This window comes from Methanosarcina thermophila TM-1, assembly GCF_000969885.1.
Classification (GTDB): Archaea; Halobacteriota; Methanosarcinia; order Methanosarcinales; family Methanosarcinaceae; genus Methanosarcina; species Methanosarcina thermophila.
In genome coordinates this window covers 1,790,194-1,813,567 of sequence record NZ_CP009501.1, presented here as the reverse complement: position 1 = coordinate 1,813,567, position 23,374 = coordinate 1,790,194, and the positions used below count along the sequence as shown (strand labels likewise).

Below are 23,374 nucleotides of genomic sequence, written 5' to 3'. Positions count from 1 at the left end.
TGTGACGAGTTCAATATATACTGTCTTATTATATATTAACAATAAGAGCTCAAGTCATGAAGGTACGAACTCAGAAAAGTAACCTGGAGAAAGCAACTTACAAAACAGTCTTCACAATGGAAGAGAGGATCTCTAATAAAGGAGTTTAAAGCACTAACGAGAACTCCTCAGGCTCAGGCTTTGCTTCAGATACTCCAGGAAAAACAGGTAATCCTTGAGCTTCCTTTGAAGATTTTCCTCAAAATAAAGAAATTGAGAATAAGAGTTTAAGTATGAATTCCGATCCATCTCCACAGAGTAAAAAACATAATTTGATGCCCTACGTGCTGGTAGTACTGGCTCTGATTGCTGTTATAATGGTAAGTATTGCGGTTATTTCCTTCAGTCTCGGTGCTGGGGGAGATCTGCGGAATTCTGAAAAAGTAGCTGTTATTTACGTTCAGGGTACCATACTTTCCGGAAACGTTCCTACAGGGCTTGGCTATGCTACTTCTGAAGAGATTTCCGAAAATATCCGCAGGGCTGTTGCAGACAGTGGAGTCAAGGCAATTGTGCTCCGGATTAACAGTTCAGGGGGATCTCCTGCAGCAGCACAGGAAATTGCAGGAGAAATTGAGAAAGCCAGGGCAAAGGGAGTCCCTGTTGTTGTGTCAATGGGAGATCTTGCAACCAGTGCTGCATATTACATCTCTGCATCGACTGATTATATTATTGCAAACCCTTCAACGAATACCGGGTCTATTGGAGTGGTCTGGGTCTTCCAGAATAAGTCTGCCTCTTATGAAGAAGAAGGTATAGAACATTATATTGCAAAGTCCGGAGAATTAAAGGACATGGGAAGCAACTGGAGAGGGCTTACTGATGAGGAAAAGGAATATGCTGATGCCGTGGTAATGGAAAGCTATGAAGATTTCATAACCGAGGTTTCAGAAGGACGCAACATGTCCCGGAGTGAAGTAAAAGAGATTGCTGATGGCCGAATATACACCGGAGCTAGGGCAAAGGAACTTGGGCTTGTAGATGGATTCGGAAACCTTTATGATGCGATTGACAAAGCTGCGGAACTAGGAGGAATTGAAGGGGAACCTAAAGTTGAATATATGAACAGGGTAAGTCTCTCAAGACTGCTTCTGGGTTCGGGTTCAGGAGGATCTAACGAAACGGTCGGGCAGTTTGTCAGTTACTTTGAAGAAAGTCCATATGGAAGAGTCCTTGCATGAAAATGCTCAAAAGCACATAAACTTTAAAAGGAATACCGCAGCAGATAGATAACTCAAATTACAAAAAATTCAGGAGTTCTCGACTCTTCCTTTATTTTTATGATTTCCTTTTGATTCTCTTTCTCTTTAACCTTCCTTTTTATTTCCGGCTTTTCTCCTGCATATTTTGTCCAGCAGCAGAATGTTATCAAGCATCAGGGCTTCGCTCCATCCCAGGGGAATTACCCAGGCAGGCTTGCCTGTAGACTGATCTACCTGTTCCGGGAGAAGTCCTGTGCTGGTTGCCCCGGCAAGAGCCCACTTAAGGCATTTAATCCCTTCACTGGTAAACCGTTTTACGTCCTCATCATATCTGTCTTCTTTTTCATGGTGGGTCTCCTGTATGGGGGAAGATATTGCGTTTTCATGGGGAAGATCAAGAGCAAATGTAAACATAGCTTTTGCAAGCCATAGAGTGGTCACTACCCACGGATTTCCATTTATGTAGCTGTCATTCTCATACCTTTTGATGCCATAATGGATATTGATAGGTACTGAGAGCTTTTTCTGAATATTTTCTATCATAAACTGGATCATATCCCTCTCTATGGGATTTTTCGGGGAGAGCATTCCAAAAGGAACATAGGTTCCAAGAATGCTTGCGTCAGCGGTTTTGTCCAGTTTTCCGTTAATAACTCCTTTTGCGAAATAACCTTCCTGAAGCCAGAAACGATCAATCGTAGCCTGTTTGATGAACTCTGCCCTCTTCTTCCAGCGCCTTGCCATACCAATTTCCCCGTTCTCTTCAGCAAGGTGGGAAGCACCCATAAGCCCGGCGTAGATTGAAGCGTTTGTATAAGTGAAAATTCCGTAATAAGTTTCCCAGAGATCCATGCAGCTTTCGTGGATTCCTGATTTGGTCCGCTTCATCAGGTATTCCGCAGCCCTGAGTACGGAAACCCAGACTTCTTCGAGAAACTCAGCTTTTTTCAGACCCTCTAGAACCCTGTAATAAACATCCATTGCATAAAGCGTGGATCCGGTTTCATCTATCTGAGTTGAGTAATCAAAATTTCCCCAGGAAGGAGCTATGTCCCCATTGAGCCAGTAGCGTTGAAACCAGGATCCATCAGGAAGCTGGGTACGGATACACCATTTGAAAAACTTATCACAATACTCTGGATAGCCGGAACGTTTTAGTGCAAGCACGACTTCTGAGGTATCTCGGTTCCAGCAGAAGCCGTAACCTCCGCATTTCTCAAAGTTGGAGTCAAACTCTGGAGCAGCCACAAAAGACCCGTGCTCGTGGTCATTAAGGAGATAAAGCACAAGAAGAGCCCTATTATAAGCACTGAATAGCTCCTGCCGCAGGTTATCGTATCCCTCTATTCCAGGCATCCTGAGCACCTGCTTTCTTGAAAGCCACATAACCCAGTGTTCTCTTGTCTTTTCGAAAATGTATTCAAGGGGCAGTTTTGAGAGTTCGTATATCCTCTTATACAGGAGGTGTCTGGAAGATGCAGCTCCCATCAGGATAACAAATTCGTTTGCTCCGCCAGCCTCCAGTTCAAGGTCCCAGCCAGCTGCGTTATTAATATTTCCTATATCTTCCTTATTTCTCTGGAGTTTCCCATCTTCCATATCATACTTGGAATTAGTCCACCAGATAGTGTCCATTGCCTTTCCTATTTGCCATTCGGTAAACTCTGGAAGGGAATAAATTCCTATATAGTAGTTTTGCCAGTACTGTACGAGCAAATGGGTATCGGTATCGCAAAATCCTGAGTTTTTCTTAGAAGTTTCCCCTACATTAAAATTGGAATAATAAAAGAATTTTCCCGAAATTTCTCTCTGGGACTGGACCTTAAACCTGCGTATAAGAACAGGCACATCAGGATGTACAAGATCAAGAATGGAGATTCGGATTCCCGAATCATGGTAGAGTTTTGTGGATACTATATTGGTGTCTTCTACATAATTCTGGATGCAGTGCCAATCGTTATCGTTGGTCCAGAGAAGCCTCTCGCCCGTATGAATACAGGCAACGGATTCTTCGACATGCTGAGCGTGGTCTCGTCGGGGATAAAAAAAGCCAAGGATTTCTCCTTTTCTCCCCATTGTTACAAGCAGCTCATCATTTCCTAAAACGGCATTGGGTAGCCTTATCACCGCGTCTCCCCTCTCAGCTGGTATTCCTGACCTGTGCCGCCCGATGGTGCCGGTGAGATTATATGTTCGCAGACATCCTTTCCTGTAGCTTTACAGCTTACCTCCCTCACACTAATGTTTTTTCCGAAATACTCGGTCAGGTAACCTGCAAAATAGCCGCTCATAAAGGCACATACTGGCTGGTCCGCCCCTCCGTAAACGTCAGCTATAAACGAATCTTTAACAATAATTTTTCCTTGATACGTCTTCGGATCGCATTCTATCTCAAGAATTCCCCAGCCTACACCCCTGTAGAGTTCTGCAAGCACGTCTGCGAAATTACTATCATCAAGGTTCAAAATACTCTTAAAATATTTTGCTGAATGAATTCCTCCCTTAAGTCCTGACATTGTGAGAAGTCCCTCGGCATGTGGCACATTCTGATTTAGAGTCTTAATGATATCAACAATTGTGAGTGCTCTTGCCGCAACTCCTCTGACTCCTACGACATTAAGGGGAAAGTCCGCAGAATAGATCATTCTGTACTTTGAAACTCCGTATTCTACCTCACTTACAACGTCAAGCTCCTCTACCTTCCTGGCAAAGTCTTCTGGGTCACTATTTTTATCAAGTTCGATAAATACTGAATATTCTCCTGTTTTTTGTGTTATGTTATCCAGATGACCAAACATAATGAACGCGTTCTCTTTTTCCAGAAAGTCGATTATTGAGGATAAAGATCCGGGTTCCTTTGAATAAATAATTTTAAACCATACAATCTGCGTCCTCTCATTGAGGCCTGCAAACATGAACAAGTCCCTTACCATGTGACTCGACTCCCATAAATTAGTATGTGCACATTTAATTAAGCTATTGCGCTAAGTTTCTTGAATACCTGCGCTTTGAAATCCATAAGTACAGCCATGAAATTAACAGCGGCATCGAAGGGTGTGGAGTGGACGCTGAAATATGAGTGGACATCCCCATCCCCAAGCCACTTGGTACACATGTAGTAATAGTGATCCGAAGTTAGAAGGTGCTTCCAAATACGCAGGATTTCAGGGTCCTCTGTTTTCCTTACAAATGGCTCAAGCAGCTTTATCTCTTCAAAGCAGCGCCTTTGCATGTCGTTGCCAAGCCATGCACTGGTGTCGCGCTCCATATCAGCCCAGGAGATTGTAGAAAAATCCCCTATATCAATCTCGGAAACAGGTGAGTATTTTTCGACAAGCTCACGGGGAGTGCTGAAATCCAGGTGAGTCTTGAGAACTTCCTCTGGCAGCTTTTCCAGAAAGGAAAATATCCCGGTTTCTTCCCATTGATGCTCTCCGAAGGTCTCATAGTCCATAAAAATATTAATACAATCCTCATTAATCCCAGATGCCCATGAGGCCCATTTTTCTGCAGTCAGAGGATATCCTTCCCACCACCTTGCCGAGAATCTGTATCCTATATCGTCACTTAGTTTATAATTCCTGACTATAACTGGAAGTCCCGAGCCTTTTGCCTTGTAAAGAACGTTGGGAGACCTTCCATCAAGTATATGATCCGCACCCTCAGTAAGGATAGCCTTATACCCCAGGTCAGAAACAAGCTTTGCTATCGTGTTATTGTAAAGCAGTTCAGTATTCCGAAATACCTCAGGTTTAACTCCCAGAAGATCAGACATACTTTCTCTGTGCTCTCTTATCTCCTCAATAAATTCGGTTTTGTCTTCAAAAAGGCTTGAGAGGGAATGATAGAAGGTTTCGTCCAGGTATTCCACTGATCCGGTTTCTGCCATCTGTCGGAAACTCTCGAGTACATCTTTTCCCCAAAGTTCGCATTGCTCGAGCAGGGTTCCGGTAACTGAAAGAGAAAACCTGAATTCTCCTTTATATCTATCAAGCAAGTCCAGAAGTACTCTGTTTGCAGGAATATAGCATTTCCGGGCTACTCTTTCAAAGATTTCCCTGTTGCATCTCTCGTCGAAATAGCGGAAAAACCCTGATCTGTCATCTGGCCAAAACCTGCGCAGTCTGAACGGTTGATGCACCTGGAAATAAATACAAACCGAGGTCATGTTCCTCCCTCAAGCACAGCTCTTCTGAAATCTGAAAGGATGGAAAAATAGTTTACAGCTCTTTCATACCCTTCTCTTATATTTCCAGGGTTCATTGAAAAAAATATTTCACTTTGCTGGAGATAACCGTATACATCTCTAAGTTTATTATAATCTTTTTTTCCCTTAAGTTCTGAGAGTTCCTCGCCAACCCTTACCAGTTCTCGCAGATAAAGCTGTTGAGCATGGTTCCCTAATGCATTATGCATCCCATAACGTATTGTCTGTTCAGTTGCCAGCGTCGGAAGTTTCAGAGGCTTGAATCTCTTTACAGCCTCAGCTGGTGTCAACATCTCAATTCCCCTGGATTTGAGTGTTTCGGGAAGCAACCGGATAAAATCGGCTATCATACTCTTATTTCTATAATGAAAACAAATATTCTGATAATTAATATAAAGTGTCAGGACGTCACCATCCATACTGTTAATCCAATCCACAAACTTTTCCGGAATAAGAGGATAGCCTTGCCAGTCTTTCTTCGAAAAACGCAGTTCAAGATCCTCGCTAAGGTTTATATGCCTTAGAAGGGTCGGAACATGGTTTTCAAAAACATGTACAGGGTCGTATCCATTCATAAGATTTCTAGACCCTTCTGCGATAAGACACTTAAAACCCAGATCGGTAAGAATTCTCTCTGCTCTCTCAGTATATAGAAGTTCAGTATTTACAAATGTTTCGGGTGTAATGTCAAGTAACTCCCTGAGTGTTTCCTTGTACATTATCACTTCTTCATTGAACCAGGATAGATCGGGATATAATGAACTCAGGGAGTGATAATTGCAGCTCCCGGTAAACTCTACACCACCGGTTTCCCCAAGTTCGTAGAATGATTCGAGAAGTTCGGGGTCCCATCTACACTGTTCAAGGAAGGGTCCAGACAGATCAAAGGAATATTTTCCCCCCCTTTCAATAGATTCCAGAATCAAATCATTAAGGCGTAACATTTGCCTGCTCGCTTTTAAAAATTTTGAAAAAATACTATTCCGATCAAAATATCTATCCATCTCAGGTATCCCCACAAAACCCTCGACAGGCCAGTACCACTTGGGGTTGTAAGGCAAATGCACTCCCATACAGATGCATACGGCTTTCATAACAAAGTAATCTAGTGCGGAAACCTACTAAAAACTATTGTTTAATTTACTTCTAAACTGCTTTTCATGTTAAATCAAAACTTGAAAAATATCAAAAAGTACTAAAGATAAGATGATACAAGAGCTGAAAAATATCAGCTTAGATTAAAAACATCTTAAAAAGTAAGAAGGGATGTTATCCCTTCGAATTGGAGCACAGAAAGTCTTATACCTCCAAAACAAGACTTGTGGGATCAGCCCATCATAAATCTTGTAAGGCTGCCGTACGCATCCGAGATCTCTTTGAGGGATAGAGAAATCTCAAAATCTTTTCCTTTGATCCTAAGCGAATTACCTCCTACCTTGCCGATTATGATGTGGGGCACATCTTTGAGGATCTCCAGTACAGCTTCCGGCTCGTTTGTAGCAAGCAAAGCCCGTGCAGGGGCTTCTGAGAATAACAGCTCATCAGCTTTAATTTCTGCAGCCTCACTCAGGTCTACTTCTGCGCCAAGGTCTCTGCACATTCTTGCAAGCCCTGCAGCAATTCCTCCAAGGGAAAGGTCATGTGCCGAGTTTAGTTTTCCACTCTTTACAGCTTCGATTATGGCTTTTATTATCTCCGGGAAGTTTGTCGGGACAGGAGGAACTTTCCCAGCATTCTGGGCTCCAAAACAGGCATAATATTCGGAACCTCCCATGTCGGCAGTTGTTTCTCCTACCAGGATAATAGTGTCTCCGGATGACACAAAGAAGCTTGAAGGAAGTGGAGTTTCAAGGTCAACTTTACCTATCATTCCAATCGAAGGAGTTGGGAGAATTGCAGTCTTGAACTCATCGCTTTCATTATATAGAGAGACGTTTCCCCCAACGACAGGGATAGAGAGTTCCCTGGCTCCATCCCCAAGACCGAGCACGGCGTTTTTAAATTGCCAGTAAATTTCCGGACGGTCAGGGTTTCCGAAGTTCAGGCAGTTTACAATTGCAAGCCCTTCTGCACCTTTTACTGCAAGGTTCATGGCGTTTTCCACAACTGCGGTCTTTCCCCCATTGTAGGGGTCAAGAAGGGTAGCTCTTGGCTGACAGCCGCAGGAAAGTGCAATTCCTTTTTTATCGGTAATCCTGAGCACACTGGAATCTTCTCCGGGTTTGACAATTGTTCTCAACTGAACCTCATGGTCATACTGCCTGTAAATCCATTCTTTTGAGGCAATATTATAGGAAGATAGGACTTTCAGGAAAGCTGTTTTCAGGTCTTTTGGAGTTTCTAGTGCTTTACTCTCCTCAACCTGGGAAATAGGAGTTACTGAGGGTTTCTCGCAGGTTGGAGCGCCGCCTGTCAGTAAAGCTATTGGTATATCGGCAACAATTTCCCCTTTAAACTCAACTGTATAGTTTGGCTCTTCTGTCAGGTATCCTACTACAGCTCCATTAAGGTCGTATTTTGCTGCCAGAGCAAGGACGGCTTCGACGTCTTCGGGAGCTACTTCAAAGAGCATGCGCTCCTGAGATTCCGCAAGCAGGATTTCATAAGCGTTCATATTGGGCTCGCGTTGCGGCACAGCGTCTGTAATGATCCGGGCTCCAAGCCCTCCTTTTGCAGCCAGTTCCGAGCTTGCCCCTCCTAAGCCGGCAGCTCCAAGGTCTTTGCAGGATTTTACATACCCCTTTTTCATAGCTTCCAGGGTCATTTCAATTACAAGCTTCTCAGTATAGGGATCTCCTACCTGAACACTTGGTCGGTCCTCAGCTTCGGCTGATTCGGAAAGATCCCTTGAGGCAAAGGAAGCTCCCCCAAGCCCGTCTCTTCCTGTGCTTGAGCCTACGAGCACGAGTTTGTTTCCGGCTTTCTGGGAGCGTGAAGTTATAATTTCTTCTTCCTTACAGAGCCCTACTGCAACCACATTTACAAGAGGATTTCCACTGTATTTTCTGTCAAAGAAGGTCTCACCGTTGACTACAGGCACTCCGATACAGTTTCCATAGCTTGCAATTCCCTTAATTATCTGCTCGAAAAGGAATAGATTTTTAGGAGTGTCAAGAGGCCCAAAATAGAGAGGGTCCATGAGAGCAATAGGGCGGGCTCCCATAGAGATTATGTCCCTCACAATACCTCCAACACCGGTAGCAGCCCCATTATAGGGATCTACATATGAGGGGTGATTATGGCTTTCCATGCCTATGGCAAGTACGTATCCATCCTCGAATCTAATAATTGCAGCATCGTCTCCTGGACCGATAATCACGTTCTTGCCAGTCGTAGTAAAAGTTTTAAGGAGAGGAGCGCTTGAGCGGTAGGAACAGTGTTCGCTCCATAAATTTAAAAAGCAGCCCTGTTCTACCAGGGTGGGCTCTCGCCCGAGTTCTTTTTTAATAATCTTAAGGTCTTCTTCAGGTAACATTGACTTGCCTCTGATGCTAATCCTTTTTGGATACCGAAATTTAGTTTTTAATAGGTTATTTTTAAATCCAGAATCTTTAGTGTTAGCGCAAACAGCCTATGGCGACATAAAGGGATAAGGATTAGATAAATATTTCTGACTCCTGAGTCCTATTTCGCCTGAATCCTGTCTCGGGATGACGGCGCCCTTTTCACAAATCTGAATTAATGAATGTAAATATGTAAGAAGTAATTCGAAAATTAGTTATGGGAAGATACTGGATGGCTCTCGAGTAAAAATTCTGTATTTAATATAAAAGGAAAAAGATAAAAATACTCTTGCTTTACTGGTTGCAGAATTAACTGGTTCTATCAGTTGATTTTTATTAAATTTGCTGGATCATTTTTTCTACTTTTACTCCGGATTCGGTCAGGGAGTATATTTCATCTTTTTTTATGATTAATCCTTTCTGTTCAAGTTCTTCTAGTGTTTTTGCGACGGTAGGATGTGCAACTCGCACAGTCTTTGATATTCTTTTCCCTTCCATTTCTCCTTTCGAGGAGAGTAAGGAGAGCACTTTTTGCCTTATACTGTTTCCGTTCACGAAACCTATTAACCCGTTCAAATCATTCATTTAGAGCCCCCAAACGTGAATCAGGTTATTCAATGTTTTCATAGGATTATATTTATATAATAGAAGTGAATACATATATTTACAAAATATAGAAAGAAATGGGGTTCAAGATATATTTAATTTCTTGCCGGGAAATAGGAGCTCTTCCCAGCAAAGGCAGAATTTCAGGCTTCTCCAGCTTTTTAGGCTTTTTAACCTTTTTAGTCTCTTCGACTTTTAAGCTTTTTCAGTCTGGATTCGTCTTCAAGGTGCTAACCTATGGAATTATCCCATAACTCCAGCTTTTTCGCTTACGACATATACTATTCGCGACATTACTATTCAATAATACATTTATTGTTAAATTCTACTTACACACGAACACAATGTTATATAAAATTATAAAAGCTCTGGCTGTTTCTTTACGCTTTCGTGAATCTTTATTATTTGCTGAAATTCAGTGTAAAGTGCCTTAAAAATACCATTAGGCTTTAATACCATCATTGACAAGTACTTTATATCTATTCAGTTATTTTTAGATGCACATATACTATGATTACAAATTCGGAGGATATACCAACAAATGAGTAGCGGAATGTGCCCAGTATGCGGGCTTCCACAAGAACTTTGCATTTGCGAAGAGGTCGCAAAAGAGCAACAGAGAATTACTGTAAAAGTCAACAGAAGAAGATACGGAAAAGAAGTTACCGTTGTAGAAGGTTTCGACGCAAGTGAAATTGATCTTCATGAACTGTCCACTTACCTTAAATCGAAGTTTGCATGCGGCGGTACGGTAAAAGGAAATACTGTGGAACTTCAGGGTAATCACCTTGCCCGCATGAAAGAAGTCCTCATGGAAAAGGGTTTCTCTGCTGAACAGATTAAAAACTAAACTCTGACGCTTCTAAGGATAAAACCGAGTCTGCAGAATAAAAAAGATTTTTCAGGCTCGGGACTAATATATTTTAACATATTTTTCGATAGCATGCATTTTCTATAAATTAAGGGAGACATGCTCTACTCGAAAAATAAAAATAGACAGATATATAAAAGGTTAAGAGATTATATCTCTTAAAATTTATCTGATTTATCCGGTGTCGGTCTCCCATGAGAACAACATGCGAAGTTATGGTACAGAAAGTCTTGCCTGCAATTCGAGCAGAGCTCTCCAGAACAATGATTTTTGAGTATGGATGCACGCAGCAGGATGTAGCGGATATCCTGGAACTCTCAAGGGCTGCAGTATCCCAGTACGTTAGTGAGAAACGCGGTGCTGAAGTTGGTTTTTCCGAGGAGACCCAGAGTGAAATCCGGAAGTTTGCATCAGTGCTTCTGAGTCGAGGTCTATCCTCTCAGGAGAAAGCAAAAGGCATGTGTGAAATTTGCAGTTTTGTTCAGAAATCAGGCTGGCTATACAGGAACGCTCCCGAAGCTAAACCCTGTATCATATGCGAGGATATGGATCCAAAGTGAATGATACACTCTGTGTTAAATGTAAAGGAAAAGGACTTTGTGGGCGTCCCCGCTGCCCAATTCTTGAAAAGTTTAAATCTCTACAATCGATTTCTCCTGTAATTTCAGGAAACTCGGTTTTTGGAGCATCTCCCCCAGCTATTTTTGTTGGAAGCTATGGCTACCCCAGGGTATCGGCAGGTCCGCTCATTCCCCCTCTGGCAAAGGAGAGTGAAGCCTCTATTTTTGAAGAACCTTCAGCCTGGGCAAACATGCAGATTGAAGACATTATTTCTCTTCGTTCCCGCATGATCAGGGCAAACACAAACTTCCACGTAAAAAAAGCTCTAGAACAAGAAAACACTCTCCTTGTAAAGGCTCAGGAACTTGCCCTTTCCAGAAAGCCCGTGGATACCGAAGCCTGGTTTTTCAAAGCCCCTAAGCAGGAACTCAAATTCGATGCAGTGCTCACACCCATGGGACCCTCAGGGCTTGTAAAAAACTTTGAGATTGCCGAGAATCCAAATGTTCCTAAAAAAGTTGATTATCTTGTCTACGACACTGATGCGCTGGCAAAAGATGCTGTGCTTGAACTCTATAAAGGAAATATCCCAGTTGAACATATCACGCGCTTGCTCTCCATTGGTCTGCTCGGAAGAGCACGAAAAATCGTGCCAACCCGCTGGTCAATCACAGCTGTTGATGATATGGCTGGAAAGGAATTTGCAAATCGTATAAAGGATTTTCCCTGGATTTCAGAAATCCAGCTTTTTAGCGAGACTCATTTCGGAAATCGTTTTGAAGTCCTTATTCTCCCACGAGCTTATTCCTTTGAGCTCATTGAAATCTGGCTCCCAAAAACAGTCTGGTCTGGAGAGTCAAGCTGGATTGCGGAAGATAGTGAAGGTTATGACGGTAAGAAAGGATATTCTCCCCTTGCTGGGGGTTATTATGCTGCAAGACTGCCTGTACTTGAATACCTTAAGAAAATTAAAAGGCAGGCTTCGGTCTTCGTACTCAGAGAAATAACTCCGGACTACTGGGCTCCCCTGGGTGTATGGGTTGTCAGGGAAGGCATGAGAAAGGCTCTCCAGAATCCTCCAAAGAAGTTCGATTCTCTCGAAGCCGCAGTTTCAGATCTTGCGGGCAGAGTAAGCACACCAAAAGCCGAATGGATACAGCAGGCAAAGCTGCTCTCAGATTTCCGTTTTCAAACCACTCTCGATTTCTTTTTTAAAGGGTAATTGGGTTAAAAGCGGGAGCAACGTAAATGATAAAATCTAAGTAATAGCAGAAATGGCTTGAATAAAAATACTAAATAAATTTAAGGTAATGGGTAGGAAGTCTTGAAGCTTTTCAAGAAGCTTTTCGAGCTTTCTACCTTTATCAGATTTATTTGAAGATCTCGGGTACTATACGCCGCGCAACTTCTTCGTAGGCTTTGGAAATGTCCCCTTTGTCAAACCTGAAGACATCCTTATCCATTGACTGTCCGGTGCTCTTGTCCCAGAACCGACAGGTATCGCAAGAAATTTCGTCTGCAAGAATAATTTCTCCGTCTCTTCTTCCAAATTCCAGCTTGAAGTCCGGAAGTACAATACCTCTCTCGTCCAGATAGGGCACAAGCAGTTCATTGATTCTAAGAGCGAGTTTTCGGAGTGTGGCAAGTTCTTCCTTTGTCGCCAGCTCAAGCGCTAAAGCAATGTCATCATTCAGCATAGGGTCCCCATATTCATCGCTCTTGAAGTCAAAAACAAGTACTGGTGACTTGAAAACAGTACCTTCTTTTAAGGGGTATCTTTTTGTAATTGAGCCTGCGGCAATATTCCTGACAATGACCTCAATTTTTATGATATCGACTTTCTTCACAAGCATATCGACATCAGAAAGCATTTTGACAAAGTGAGTCTTTATTCCCTCTGCTTCAAGCATCTCAAAAAGTTTCTTTGAGATCTGGGCGTTGTAATACCCTTTCTTTTCAATTTCCCCTCTTTTCTCTCCGTTAAATGCAGTCAGACTGTTTCGGAATTCAACAATAAGGGTGTCTGGATCGTCCGTCTTGTATATAGTTTTTGCTTTCCCTGAATAGAGCTGTTCTCTTATCATGCAATAGTCCTCTCTAGGGATAATTCTGGGTTTCCTTAGATAGGGAGATCTTAGGAATGATAGTTTTAATATACTAGTTCTGATAATGAAGGAGTTTTGATAATGCCGTGGTATTCCAGAGATAATCTATATCGATCGAATTCTCTCTAAAACGCGAGTATTCTCACGGAGACAATTCGGTTATTTCCAGAATTCACGATTACTCTCCGAATGTGAGACATTTCCTGGACACGGCAAAGGCCTTTCCCGAAATATGCCTTAAATCTCGAAAGAGATAGAGTAGATGATAACTTCTTCTGCTAGATAAAGCTATCATCTCCAGACGGTCTTTCTTCTTACCGCCGACGGCTTCGTAAATTTTATCATCGAAGAAAATCAATTACTAGGTTCAGCAACTTAAACAAAGATTTAAGAACTTACCGCATTTGAGTGCCCAACACTTGATAGTGGATTAGTCCAAGCATACAACAGGTAAAAACATGTCAGGCACTATATTAGATATAGTAGAACTACTGCTGACTGCAGAGATCTATAAACGCTACCCAGAACTGGATGTAAACGATCTTCCAAAAAACATTCGAAAAAATTACTGGAATAGCGCAGAAAAAACAGTTCCCAAACCCATTAGAGCCACGTTTTTACAAATTGAAAAACTGTATGGAATTCAGGATATCGAAAAATTTGTAAGAAATGTTCCCTTCATAAATATTGATAAGTCTCATTTTGAACTTAATCTCAGTGCTTTTGAACTTGCTGCTGAATGGTTTGAAAAGCAGGAAGGTTCCTTGGAGCGGATTGAAAATAACCCTGTCCTGGCTTATTACTTTGGAGAAATAAGAAAGGTTGAGGCTGCAAACTACGCACATGCAAAGGCAAAAATAAGACCCAAGGAAGTTGACAGGGAATGGATAGAGTCTCTGGTAGCAGAGATCAGGAAAGAGGACAAAGGCGAAGAGATGCTTAGACTCGTGGTCATTATTGCCCCTGAAGATGTGAAGCAAAAAATCCGCGACCTTGTACTTACCGAAGAACAGAAAAATGAAGTCGAAAAAATCATGAAAGCCATTCAGCATAGGGAATACTTGCGGGAAATCGGGCTTCATGATATCGGAAAACTTCTGTTTGTTGGTCCTCCCGGTACTGGAAAGACCTCGGTTGCCCGCGCGCTCTCTGAGCGGCTCTCAATCCCGTTTGTTGAGGTCAAGCTCTCCATGATAACAGACCAGTATCTTGGTGAGACTGCAAAGAACATTGATAGAGTCTTTCTGCTTGCAAAGAAACTGAATCCCTGTATTCTTTTCATAGATGAGCTGGATTTCGTAGCAAAGGCAAGGACTTCGGATGAAAATGCTGCCATCAAGCGAGCAGTCAACACTCTCCTTAAAGCCATAGACGAGATTAGCCTTGTAGAGCATGGGGTTCTTCTTATTGCTGCAACCAATCACCCCCGCATGCTTGACAGTGCGGCATGGAGGCGCTTTGATGAGATCGTGCATTTCCCTCTTCCTGATTTTGATATGCGTAAGAATATTCTGGATATTGTGACCCAGCACATTGAAGGGGATTTCAATACAGAGGAAATTGCTGAATTAACTGAAGGCTATTCGGGTTCGGACCTGCGTATGGTTATAAGAGAAGCTGTCCTGAGTGCTCTTCTTGAGGAACGTAAAGTACTTACCCAGGAGGATCTGCTGGCAGCTGTAAGATCCTTTGATGAGAGGTCTGATCTCAAATCTGAAGAGTATGATAGGAAGAAGTAAAGATGAGGTTAACACTGCTTGGGACCGGTGATGCCGTCGGTACTCCTAAAATCGGATGTTATTGCCCTGCCTGTGAAGATGCTCGAAAGGGGGGAAAGAGCCAGCGTCTTCGTTCCTCCATCCTTGTGGAATCCGGGGAGGGTAAAATCCTTATTGACACAAGCCCTGATCTCAGGCAGCAGTTCCTCAAGCAAAATCTTTCCTGTGTAGATGGAGTTATCTGGACGCACGGGCATTACGACCACTATTCTGGGTTCGGCGAGTTCTACAGGGTTCAAGATAAGGTTGATGTCTATGGAATTCGTGAAACTCTCGAATACATAGATCAGTATGTCTCCTTTCTTAAACCAAGGTATCACTACGTAAAGCTTTATGAGCCGTTCGAGCTAATAGGGCTGCAATTTACTTTTTTTAAGGTAAATCATCCCCCAGTGGAGGTTCCTGTTGGGGTTATAATCCTCGAAGGCGACAAAAAAGTAGTCATTACGGGAGATACAAACTCGGAGATTCCCGAAGCCAGCCTGAAGTTAATGCAAGATCCAGACCTTCTTATTGCCGATGCTATAGTTCCGCCCCATATTCATATAGAAAAGCACATGAATTCAGAAGAAGCTATGGCACTTGCAGAGCAGCTCAATGCAAAAGAAGTGGTCTTGACCCATCTCAGTCATCTGTTTCGTCCTCATAATATTGAAGCGTTGTTCATACCCCTTGGATACGATGGGCAGGTTTTTGAACTCTAAATATTTCTACGTTTTTGACTTCATTACATATCGTGACCCAATAGTGTCTATGAGTTCTGAAAGTATTCGAATCCTGGTGTAGGGAGAATGGATATTAGAACGGCTGTTTATCAGAGTTGCTTGCAGCATTTGAGGTGTTCGTAATCACGTCTGGCAGGAAGGGGAAATTTTGGAAAAGTCAGTTCATTAGTGGCGAGTGTAATAAAAAAGAATTAGACGTTAAGTTATATATTGAAAAATGTTAGGTTCTGTAGAAATCTTAAATTTCATCCAGGTAACTTATTCATATTTTCTGTTTAAGTTGCATGCCAAAATCTTAATTTTTATCGATATGTATGCAGGCTTATTAAAGCTTAAATTTACGCTTTTCCCGGATAATTAAGGTGTTTCGCCTGCTTCCTAGAGTATAGCTAAAAATGGATATATTTCTTTAGATAGACTGGCCTTCAAATCTGCCAAATAGCAGATAAACAAAATTCGCATAGAAGCATTAGATTAATATTTATCTTAATGTTTTAATATAACTAAAAGACTTTATACGGTGTATAATTATGAATCAGCTTTCCTCTTCTTTAGGTAATTACTATAGATATTTCATAGGACTTGACGGCATTATACTTACTTTTTTAATAATAGAGAGTTATCCAGTTGTTGTTAATTTAGCAACAAAAGCTAGCTTTTTAATTATGTTAGTGGGAGGATTTTGTGTATTAGTTGACAACTGGAATCGAAAATCAATAGATTACAGATTGTATGTTGAGTTATATGAAAATGAATATCAAGCTGAGTCTGATTATAAAGCGGGTAAGATATTTATAAATTTAATTTTCTATGTAGTCTCTCTATATTTAGTAGTATCTGGAATATATGGTGCTCTCTAATACTGAGGTAATGGGCGGGAGATAAGGGACTCGCCTACCAGACTCAACGAAAGGATAGGCTCACCAAGCTGTATGTCTGAAAACAAGCTTTATGCCTGAAAATTTTTTATCTCAAGTACCATATTATTATCTTCCTGGAAGAAAAGTCTGAGAAATAAAAGATTCCTGCACCTGAATAATAATTTAGTTTTATTTTCTATTTTATCCTCTAATAAGTTTCAATTTTTTTCTATTAGTCACATATAAATACAAGTACATCCAATTTTAATATTGGGTTTATTATATTTCTTCCTATTATGAAAAATAGGTGAATAAAACAAAAAGGGAGTGATATCTATGGCAGTAAGAAATCCAGTAGACTTAATTGCACTTATACTTGTCATAGTTGGTGGACTAAACTGGGGGCTTGTAGGGCTCTTAGATTTTAACCTTGTAGACGCTATCTTCGGGGCAGGAAGTACTCTCTCGAGGATTATATATATATTAGTCGGACTTGCAGCGCTTTACATGATCTATTTCACTGTTAGAACTGATACGTATCAAACTCATGAGGCCGCTGTTCGCCATGATTAAAATGATTAGAAGAGCTCCTTTCCGGTGTGATACTATAAAAGGGGCTTAATCAGCTGTTATTTTTCAGAAGGCTGGATATAAAATTAAAATAAGTTCTTTTTCATTTTTTAGGGGCATATTTTTATTTTTTTATCTTGTTTCTTTGTTTTTATTCATTCATTTTTCTTGTTTCTTTGTTTTTTTCATTCATTTTATTTCTTTTTTCCTTCATCTAAACTCATTTAAAAGTTGATTACTCTGATTATTTGAATACCATAAGTCTACTCATATAACTTGAATTATAACTTGAATTATATTATTCAGTTATTATCGTTTTTGAATTTCATACTTTATTCTTTACGTTTCCGGGCAGGAGTGCAGCTTCAAACGCCAGGATCGGTCCTATGAGCAATCCTGCCCATAATAAAAGTCCGGCTATTCCCAGAGTAAAGAAATAAAGCCGTTTTCTTATCGATCCTGTACCATACCTCTTATCTTTAAGGCTTAAGGCAATTGCAGCAACTCCAAGTCCTGTGCTGGCAAGGATCAGGATAAGAGTAATAAATATCTCTGGGGAATACGAACTTTTATTTAATGACAGGAGCATCTGGAAGATATAGGACGCTCCTGTGCCCAGAAAGAAGAGACCTGCAAGCGTTCCTGAGATGCTTGCAAGACTAAGTCCGGCTACGGCTTCCCTTTTTAAATAAATTGCCATAAACCCGGCTGCAAGAGTAAGCGCAAGCGGAGTAAAGATCAAAAGCCAACTCTGACCCTCCCAGCGATAAACCTTTATCTGACCCAGGGGTATGGTGATCCATTCCTTCAGAGTGAAAGTTTCTCTGTATCCCAGAACTACTCCGTAATTTCCTTCTCCTGAGATTTTCCTTTCCTGTACATTTTCTTCCTGTAATGAGTCTTCTTCCCTTGCTACGCCTGTTCCCTGTACCGCACTTACTGCAACGTAATATGTCCCGCTTTCAGGAGCTTCCATATCGAGCCGGGAAAGCGAATAAAAAGTGCTTGGGGTAAATCCTTCATACACAGGACTCTCAGGAAGGTTGTAGGAAAGCACTTTTGCCCCATATCCTTCGGGCACTTCCAATCTCTCGGGTGGCTGTCCTTCATTCTCAAGCCCAGGCCCGATAAGAATAAGACCTGGGGTAAAATCCTGGTTTCCCTGTTCAACAGGAACAGTAAGACCGAGTGTAATTCTCTCTCCCTTTTCCATATTAAAACTGTAATACCTGATGTCTCCGAATGCAAGCTGCCCGTAAAACACCCTTGATTTCGCAGGATCTTCAATCGGGATTGCGGTCCCAAGACTTTTACCCTCCCCTCCGAAAACTGGCACATGAGCAAGTGTAGGAGTTAGTATAAAGCATGTGACAGCCAGAAAAAGCAGAAAGAAGCCAGAATGCTGTAATACCCGTGGTCTCATGGACTATGTTTTCTCAGGTAGTATGTAAATATGTATAAGAACAAAGAATCAGACGCAGAACATGATATCTAATTTTTGTGTTAAGTAAAAACTCTCCTCCCTCCGAAAACCCTTTCTTAAATGCGCTCTGAGTTCATCTTATGAGGATCTGGGATGTACCCCCTGAGAGATTATGCAGAAATCACCTGCTTGGGGAACACCGTGAGCTCCATGCTTTATGGTCAATAATTATCAATAACAAGAAGGGTTATGCACATCATCCTGAAACCATGCGCTGGCGGGGAAAACTCAAAGCTCTGTACCTGAGGCATGAAGCCCTGGTTGAGGAAATGACAAAACGCGGTTATAAGCACCACACTCCTCTCGACCCTGCCTTTGCGACAGGAGAAGCAGTTCAGGACGAGCTTGTGGATTCTTATAAAGAACAGATCCGGCTCCTAAAGGAAAGAGGGTGTGATTGCAGGGTTTGAATTCTGTTATCTTGAATTTCACGGCTTGGTAAAAACGGATAAATCCGACAATCGTGAACTCAATAAAAATATTTCCTATTTTATAACCTGCCCGGCATGTAGAAAAGAAATTCCTGGAGTTGAATACATTAAAGTGAACGGGAGAATGATATGCGAGGACTGTTATCTGGAAGAGCAACAGAGAATCAAGTTTGCAGATCCTGTGGCTGTGTGCTCTAAAAAACTCTTTAGAAAAATGCATGGCTTAGAGGGTATAGAAGGCCTGACCGAACTGCAAAAAGCCATTTATGAGTTTATTATTTCTAGTGGAGGGGCAAAAAAAGAAGAAGTTGCAAAAAAATTCGGAATATCTCTGCTGGAAACCGAGAACCAGTTTGCTCTCCTCAGACATTGCGAGCTGGTAAAAGGTCAGAAGAGGGCAGATTATATATACCTTGTGCCCCTTGATGCCTTAATAAGCTCTGAGACTACTTTGTTTTTGTTCCGAACCTGTTCACTTAATCTTCAGAAAGAAGATTCTTATATTTCTCAGGTTTCAAAATTAATGTAGATAACTTAATTTTCCGACAGACTAATTTTCGGCAAGCTAAATAGGTCTGAAGAGATATATTTTGATGGGCCCTTTCATTTTATTTCTCTGGAAACGGTTTGTGAAAGGGCCTGAACATGAAGGAATTTTATTTGAAGAGCAGTATGTTTACCGCATTTTACCTGGGGCAGATTGCTTTGAGGCCTGAGGCAACATCAGCCAGGAGTTCGACCGGGATTCCCATAATCATTTCTTCATCTGCGATTTTGGTATAGTTTCTGCTTCCACTGCAACCGACTGTGACTCCTATTTTGCCTTCTTTGTATACTTTTACAACCCCGTCCGAGCACAGGCTTTGTTTCCCTGCAAAGCTGGATTCAATTCTGCCACCTGTTTTATACATCATAGCCTGCGTAAGCAGCATAACCTGTCTGGGGGTGCAGATAACCACAACTACATCCGGAGTAAATGAAGTGTTTTCCAGGGGGGAATACAGGATAGCTTCTGTTGAGTTTGCGGGGAGTTTGGAAACCATCTCAAGGGTACGCCTTGCCGCACCCTGTGTGCTGAATTGCTTAAGCCCTCTAAAATAGAATTCTCCACTTGCGACTTTGGGGGGCATTTCCCCAAGACCCATTGCGCCGGCTCCGCCTTTACACATCTGGTCTTCGACCAGGGTATAGAATTCCGCGCCGGTCCTTCTTACCCTGTCAACCAGCTGGCAGTGTCTCATAGCTTCATCTACTCTGGTAATCCCTTCCGGGATTTCTCCTCCTTTAGGAATCAGTTTTACTGCAACCGGGGAAGTTGTGAGTTTCAGGCACTCTACCATCTCCTGTCCATATTTGTTTACCTCTCCTACATCCATATTCTCAACTCGGGTTTTGAAACTTTCATTTTAGTGATGAGAGCAACTGCAAGTTTCATTCATAGATAACTCTTGCAGCAACCCGTTGTTGTAATCCTGAACTGCATCAGATACCTTGCCCGCAGCTCCTGCAAATACTTTTATCTTCTTTTCCTTCAGTGACATTAGAGGTCTTCCGCCAATGCCCGAGACAAGTACGGTATCGACATTGTGTGATTTCAGGATTATTGAGGGGGCGGCGCAGTTATGCGCTCCATCAGGAGAGCTATTAATTATAGTATCAATACCTGTAATTGTGCCGTTCTCGACATTTACAATAGTAAAGTATTCACATGAGCCATAATGGGCACACACATCCGATTCCAATCCCCTGTCACTTATCGATGGTACAGCAATTTTTGTCATTCTGTCACACTCTGGTTTAGCGTCTACTGCCCCTTTTCCCTTGCTTTTTGGGCAGCAGTAATTGTTCTAAATTAACCTCTTCCTTCTGCCTTCGCAGCCAATTGGTAAATAGTATCGACATCGCACATCGGACATATATGTGGTTTTTGAAGGCACGATATCCTGCGTTTAACTCTATTTACCACTAATTCCCACATATGCGATATATTATAAATAACTTACCAATTTCATTGGTCATTTTTGGAACTTTTTATGTCACTCTGTTTAAGTCCCTGACAGCTGCTTTGATTTAAGATATGGGATACTAGATTGCTTTTGTCAAACCCGAAAAAAGTTTAAAACCCTTAATTTGCCCATAAATGCTTCATGTTTAGAATCATTAAATAACAGGCTTTTATATGCGCTAAATAGTTAATTTACCTGGTATTGGTGTTTGGTATGGACAGCTCAGGACCTTATTTTAACCCAGAAATCGAAACTCTGGACAGGGGGGAACTTGATGCTCTCATCGAGGAGCGGGTGCGGTACACGGTAAAATATGCGGCAGAAAATTCCCCTTTTTACAGAAGATGGTTTGAGAAACAGAATATAGATCCGGCTGAAATCAAAACTCATGAAGATCTTCTGGATCTACCTATAATCTCTGGCAAAACTATCCGTGAGAACCAGCCCCCTGAAGTGAAGGAATTTATGTTCAAGAGCGTGCCCTGGGAAGATGTTTTTACAGTTCATGAAACCAGCGGAACTAGCGGAACTCCTAAAAGCTTTTTCCTTACATGGGAGGACTGGGAACGATACTCGGAAAAATACGCCCGGATTTTCAGATCACAGGGTTTCGGGCCTGGAGACAGGGTTGTTGTCTGTGCTTCTTACGGAATGAACGTAGGCGCAAACACCATGACCCTTGCAGCCAGGCAGCTTGGCATGAGCATTATTCCTGAGGGCAAATGCACATTTCCCCTTCGCGTTATCGAAGCCTACAGACCTACAGGCATAGTAGGCAGTGTCTTCAAACTCCTGAATCTTGCCAGAAGAATACGAGCAGAAGGCATTGATCCTCAGGAATCAGGTGTAGATAAACTGGTCGTGGGAGGAGAAGCCTTTGCTGAAGAATCCAGGAACTACCTTTCCGAAATCTGGGGCTGTCCTGTGTACAACACATATGGGAGCACAGAAGGCACAATGTGCGGAGAGTGCAGTGATGTCTCTGGGCTGCATGTGCCTGAAGATTTTGTTCACCTTGACATTTACGATCCCCATATAGGGAATTACGTGCCTGAAGGAGAATGTGGAAGAGTAATTCTGAGCACATTGCTGCCTGTTGGGGCAAAAGCAGGAACCCTTCTTTTAAACTATGATACTGAAGACACAACTGTGATGCTCACTCGTAAACAATGTCCCTGCGGAAGAACTCATATGAAAATTATGACTCCCCAGAGGGAGGCTGAAACTGTGTGGGTAGAAGGGACTCCCTTTAACCGCGTAGATGTGGAAAGGGGTGTTTTCCAGCGTGAAAACATGGACTATCTGACAGGAGAATATGAGGCTTTCCTTTATGGTGATGAGGACGAGGGAGAGACCATACTCAGGGTCAGTATGGAGTGTGAAAATCCTGAGATATGCGATCGGGACCTTATAGAAGAAAATTTTATCAGGGCTTTTCTAAGGTATAAGCCTCCGCTTTCCAGGGCTTATACTGAAGGCACTTTCAAAATAGTGTTCAACTTCACAGACCCTATGGGGCTTGAGTTACACAGGATAAAGGGCAGACCTAAAAGGCTTGTTGATAGACGATAACAGCGCAACTGCATGAGTGGCAGGTTCTTTTCATACAGACAATTACGTTCAGAAGAAAATTGCGTTTAAGCCGGAAAATTACATCTACACTGCCAGATATACTTATGCGGGAATGTATGTTCAATACAATTTTCTGAAAGTCTTGTTTAACAAAAAGCTGATTAAGACTTTCTTTCACTTTTTTTTGTATTTTTATATTATTTCTTCTTAATGAACGAACTTATCCGTTTTCCCGATGGCAAATGTAAATCGTTCCCAAAGATTAATATTACTGAAGAATAATAATCTTTTAATCAACTCTTTTATATTAGTGGCTAAGTGAAAAAAACATATATAGTAATACTTACAATATGCTAAAGTATTATCTTGTAGACAAATCCAAGATTACCTGGTGATATGATGGAAACAGAATTGATGAGGATAGGGGTTTCCCTTCCCGATACCCTTCTGAGTAAATTTGATGAGATTATCGAGAAAAGAGGTTATTCTTCCCGTTCGGAAGGCATAAGGGACGCTATCAGGAGTTATATTTCCTATTACGAATGGATGGGTGATATTAAAGGTCACCGTGTCGGAACGGTTGCGGTTATTTATGATCACACCAAAAGAGGGCTTTCAAATGCCCTTGCAGACATCCAGCACAACTACTCTCACCTGATAAAATCCTCAGTGCATATCCACCTTGATCACGATAACTGCTTTGAAGTAGTCGTTCTGGATGGAGACGGTGAAGAGATTAAGGAGCTTGCTGAAGCTATAATGGCTCTCAAAGGGGTAAAGTTCTCAAAGCTTACAACGGTAGCGTCAAACGAAAAAATCTGACCTTACCTGGCAGAGCAGGACTAACACTCGAAG

The 23,374-nt window shown here is 41.9% G+C and carries 22 protein-coding genes; 12 read left to right on the top strand and 10 right to left on the bottom strand.

Annotated features, from left to right (window positions below; all coding sequences use genetic code 11):
• The first annotated feature begins 272 nt into the window (after window positions 1-272).
• Window positions 273-1,220: a signal peptide peptidase SppA gene (gene sppA, locus MSTHT_RS07835; protein WP_181952172.1), complete on the top strand. Its 948-nt coding sequence runs from the start codon at window positions 273-275 to the stop codon at window positions 1,218-1,220.
• A 126-nt stretch (window positions 1,221-1,346) separates the two neighbouring features.
• Here the strand turns inward: sppA and MSTHT_RS07830 are convergent, their stop codons facing one another.
• The 6 genes from MSTHT_RS07830 to MSTHT_RS07805 all read right to left on the bottom strand — a co-directional run bounded on the left by MSTHT_RS07830 (window position 1,347) and on the right by MSTHT_RS07805 (window position 9,536).
• The gene (locus MSTHT_RS07830; protein WP_048167299.1) at window positions 1,347-3,368 is read right to left on the bottom strand and encodes a glycoside hydrolase family 15 protein; all 2,022 of its coding nucleotides are present in this window, start codon (window positions 3,366-3,368) and stop codon (window positions 1,347-1,349) included.
• Window positions 3,365-4,174: a V4R domain-containing protein gene (locus MSTHT_RS07825; RefSeq protein ID WP_048167298.1), complete on the bottom strand. Its 810-nt coding sequence runs from the start codon at window positions 4,172-4,174 to the stop codon at window positions 3,365-3,367. The genes MSTHT_RS07830 and MSTHT_RS07825 overlap by 4 nt, the downstream gene beginning before the upstream one ends.
• 38 nt (window positions 4,175-4,212) lie before the next feature.
• Window positions 4,213-5,409 (bottom strand): glycoside hydrolase family 57 protein, encoded by a 1,197-nt coding sequence (locus tag MSTHT_RS07820; RefSeq protein ID WP_048167297.1) that lies wholly within the window; start codon window positions 5,407-5,409, stop codon window positions 4,213-4,215.
• Window positions 5,406-6,542, bottom strand: coding sequence for a glycoside hydrolase family 57 protein (locus MSTHT_RS07815; RefSeq protein ID WP_048167296.1), 1,137 nt, complete (start codon window positions 6,540-6,542; stop codon window positions 5,406-5,408). Before MSTHT_RS07815 ends, MSTHT_RS07820 begins: the two co-directional genes overlap by 4 nt.
• A 233-nt stretch (window positions 6,543-6,775) precedes the next feature.
• Window positions 6,776-8,923 carry a phosphoribosylformylglycinamidine synthase subunit PurL gene (purL, locus tag MSTHT_RS07810; protein WP_048167295.1) on the bottom strand — a complete coding sequence of 716 codons (2,148 nt, stop codon included), beginning with the start codon at window positions 8,921-8,923 and terminating at the stop codon, window positions 6,776-6,778.
• Window positions 8,924-9,287: 364 nt separating this feature from the next.
• Window positions 9,288-9,536 carry a helix-turn-helix domain-containing protein gene (locus MSTHT_RS07805; RefSeq protein WP_231588036.1) on the bottom strand — a complete coding sequence of 83 codons (249 nt, stop codon included), beginning with the start codon at window positions 9,534-9,536 and terminating at the stop codon, window positions 9,288-9,290.
• A gap of 562 nt (window positions 9,537-10,098) precedes the next feature.
• Here MSTHT_RS07805 and yciH point away from each other — a divergent pair.
• The 3 genes from yciH to MSTHT_RS07790 all read left to right on the top strand — a co-directional run bounded on the left by yciH (window position 10,099) and on the right by MSTHT_RS07790 (window position 12,211).
• On the top strand, window positions 10,099-10,407 hold the full coding sequence (yciH, locus tag MSTHT_RS07800) for a stress response translation initiation inhibitor YciH (RefSeq protein ID WP_048167294.1): 309 nt from the start codon (window positions 10,099-10,101) through the stop codon (window positions 10,405-10,407).
• A 215-nt stretch (window positions 10,408-10,622) separates the two neighbouring features.
• Complete coding sequence (locus MSTHT_RS07795; RefSeq protein ID WP_048167293.1) at window positions 10,623-10,988, top strand: transcriptional regulator; 366 nt, start codon at window positions 10,623-10,625, stop codon at window positions 10,986-10,988.
• Window positions 10,985-12,211 carry an Nre family DNA repair protein gene (locus MSTHT_RS07790; RefSeq protein WP_048168465.1) on the top strand — a complete coding sequence of 409 codons (1,227 nt, stop codon included), beginning with the start codon at window positions 10,985-10,987 and terminating at the stop codon, window positions 12,209-12,211. Before MSTHT_RS07795 ends, MSTHT_RS07790 begins: the two co-directional genes overlap by 4 nt.
• Window positions 12,212-12,359: 148 nt before the next feature.
• On the opposite strand, the gene purC is transcribed toward MSTHT_RS07790, so the two are convergent.
• Complete coding sequence (purC, locus tag MSTHT_RS07785) at window positions 12,360-13,073, bottom strand: phosphoribosylaminoimidazolesuccinocarboxamide synthase (RefSeq protein ID WP_048167292.1); 714 nt, start codon at window positions 13,071-13,073, stop codon at window positions 12,360-12,362.
• A gap of 479 nt (window positions 13,074-13,552) precedes the next feature.
• Between purC and MSTHT_RS07780 the strand changes: the two genes are divergently transcribed.
• The 4 genes from MSTHT_RS07780 to MSTHT_RS07765 all read left to right on the top strand — a co-directional run bounded on the left by MSTHT_RS07780 (window position 13,553) and on the right by MSTHT_RS07765 (window position 17,030).
• Window positions 13,553-14,833 carry an ATP-binding protein gene (locus MSTHT_RS07780; RefSeq protein ID WP_048167291.1) on the top strand — a complete coding sequence of 427 codons (1,281 nt, stop codon included), beginning with the start codon at window positions 13,553-13,555 and terminating at the stop codon, window positions 14,831-14,833.
• A 2-nt stretch (window positions 14,834-14,835) separates the two neighbouring features.
• Window positions 14,836-15,576 (top strand): MBL fold metallo-hydrolase, encoded by a 741-nt coding sequence (locus MSTHT_RS07775; protein ID WP_048167290.1) that lies wholly within the window; start codon window positions 14,836-14,838, stop codon window positions 15,574-15,576.
• Window positions 15,577-16,127: 551 nt separating this feature from the next.
• On the top strand, window positions 16,128-16,457 hold the full coding sequence (locus MSTHT_RS07770) for a hypothetical protein (RefSeq protein WP_048167289.1): 330 nt from the start codon (window positions 16,128-16,130) through the stop codon (window positions 16,455-16,457).
• A 336-nt stretch (window positions 16,458-16,793) separates the two neighbouring features.
• Window positions 16,794-17,030 (top strand): DUF378 domain-containing protein, encoded by a 237-nt coding sequence (locus tag MSTHT_RS07765; RefSeq protein ID WP_048167288.1) that lies wholly within the window; start codon window positions 16,794-16,796, stop codon window positions 17,028-17,030.
• A gap of 322 nt (window positions 17,031-17,352) precedes the next feature.
• On the opposite strand, the gene MSTHT_RS07760 is transcribed toward MSTHT_RS07765, so the two are convergent.
• Complete coding sequence (locus MSTHT_RS07760; RefSeq protein WP_048167287.1) at window positions 17,353-18,450, bottom strand: hypothetical protein; 1,098 nt, start codon at window positions 18,448-18,450, stop codon at window positions 17,353-17,355.
• A 140-nt stretch (window positions 18,451-18,590) separates the two neighbouring features.
• Between MSTHT_RS07760 and MSTHT_RS07755 the strand changes: the two genes are divergently transcribed.
• Both MSTHT_RS07755 and MSTHT_RS07750 read left to right on the top strand, forming a co-directional pair.
• Complete coding sequence (locus tag MSTHT_RS07755; RefSeq protein ID WP_048167286.1) at window positions 18,591-18,920, top strand: pyrimidine dimer DNA glycosylase/endonuclease V; 330 nt, start codon at window positions 18,591-18,593, stop codon at window positions 18,918-18,920.
• A 25-nt stretch (window positions 18,921-18,945) separates the two neighbouring features.
• The gene (locus MSTHT_RS07750) at window positions 18,946-19,470 is read left to right on the top strand and encodes a hypothetical protein (RefSeq protein WP_197071743.1); all 525 of its coding nucleotides are present in this window, start codon (window positions 18,946-18,948) and stop codon (window positions 19,468-19,470) included.
• 157 nt (window positions 19,471-19,627) lie between these two features.
• Here the strand turns inward: MSTHT_RS07750 and MSTHT_RS07745 are convergent, their stop codons facing one another.
• Window positions 19,628-20,317, bottom strand: a complete 690-nt coding sequence (locus MSTHT_RS07745) for a DUF169 domain-containing protein (protein WP_048167285.1) — start codon at window positions 20,315-20,317, stop codon at window positions 19,628-19,630.
• Window positions 20,318-20,347: 30 nt separating this feature from the next.
• A complete protein-coding gene (locus MSTHT_RS07740) occupies window positions 20,348-20,722 on the bottom strand; it encodes a NifB/NifX family molybdenum-iron cluster-binding protein (protein WP_048167284.1) in 375 nt (124 codons plus the stop codon).
• Window positions 20,723-21,160: 438 nt separating this feature from the next.
• Here MSTHT_RS07740 and ftsA point away from each other — a divergent pair, with 438 nt between their 5' ends.
• Window positions 21,161-22,519 carry a coenzyme F390 synthetase gene (gene ftsA / locus MSTHT_RS07735; protein ID WP_048167283.1) on the top strand — a complete coding sequence of 453 codons (1,359 nt, stop codon included), beginning with the start codon at window positions 21,161-21,163 and terminating at the stop codon, window positions 22,517-22,519.
• A 399-nt stretch (window positions 22,520-22,918) separates the two neighbouring features.
• Window positions 22,919-23,341, top strand: a complete 423-nt coding sequence (gene nikR, locus MSTHT_RS07730; RefSeq protein ID WP_048167282.1) for a nickel-responsive transcriptional regulator NikR — start codon at window positions 22,919-22,921, stop codon at window positions 23,339-23,341.
• Window positions 23,342-23,374 lie beyond the last annotated feature (33 nt).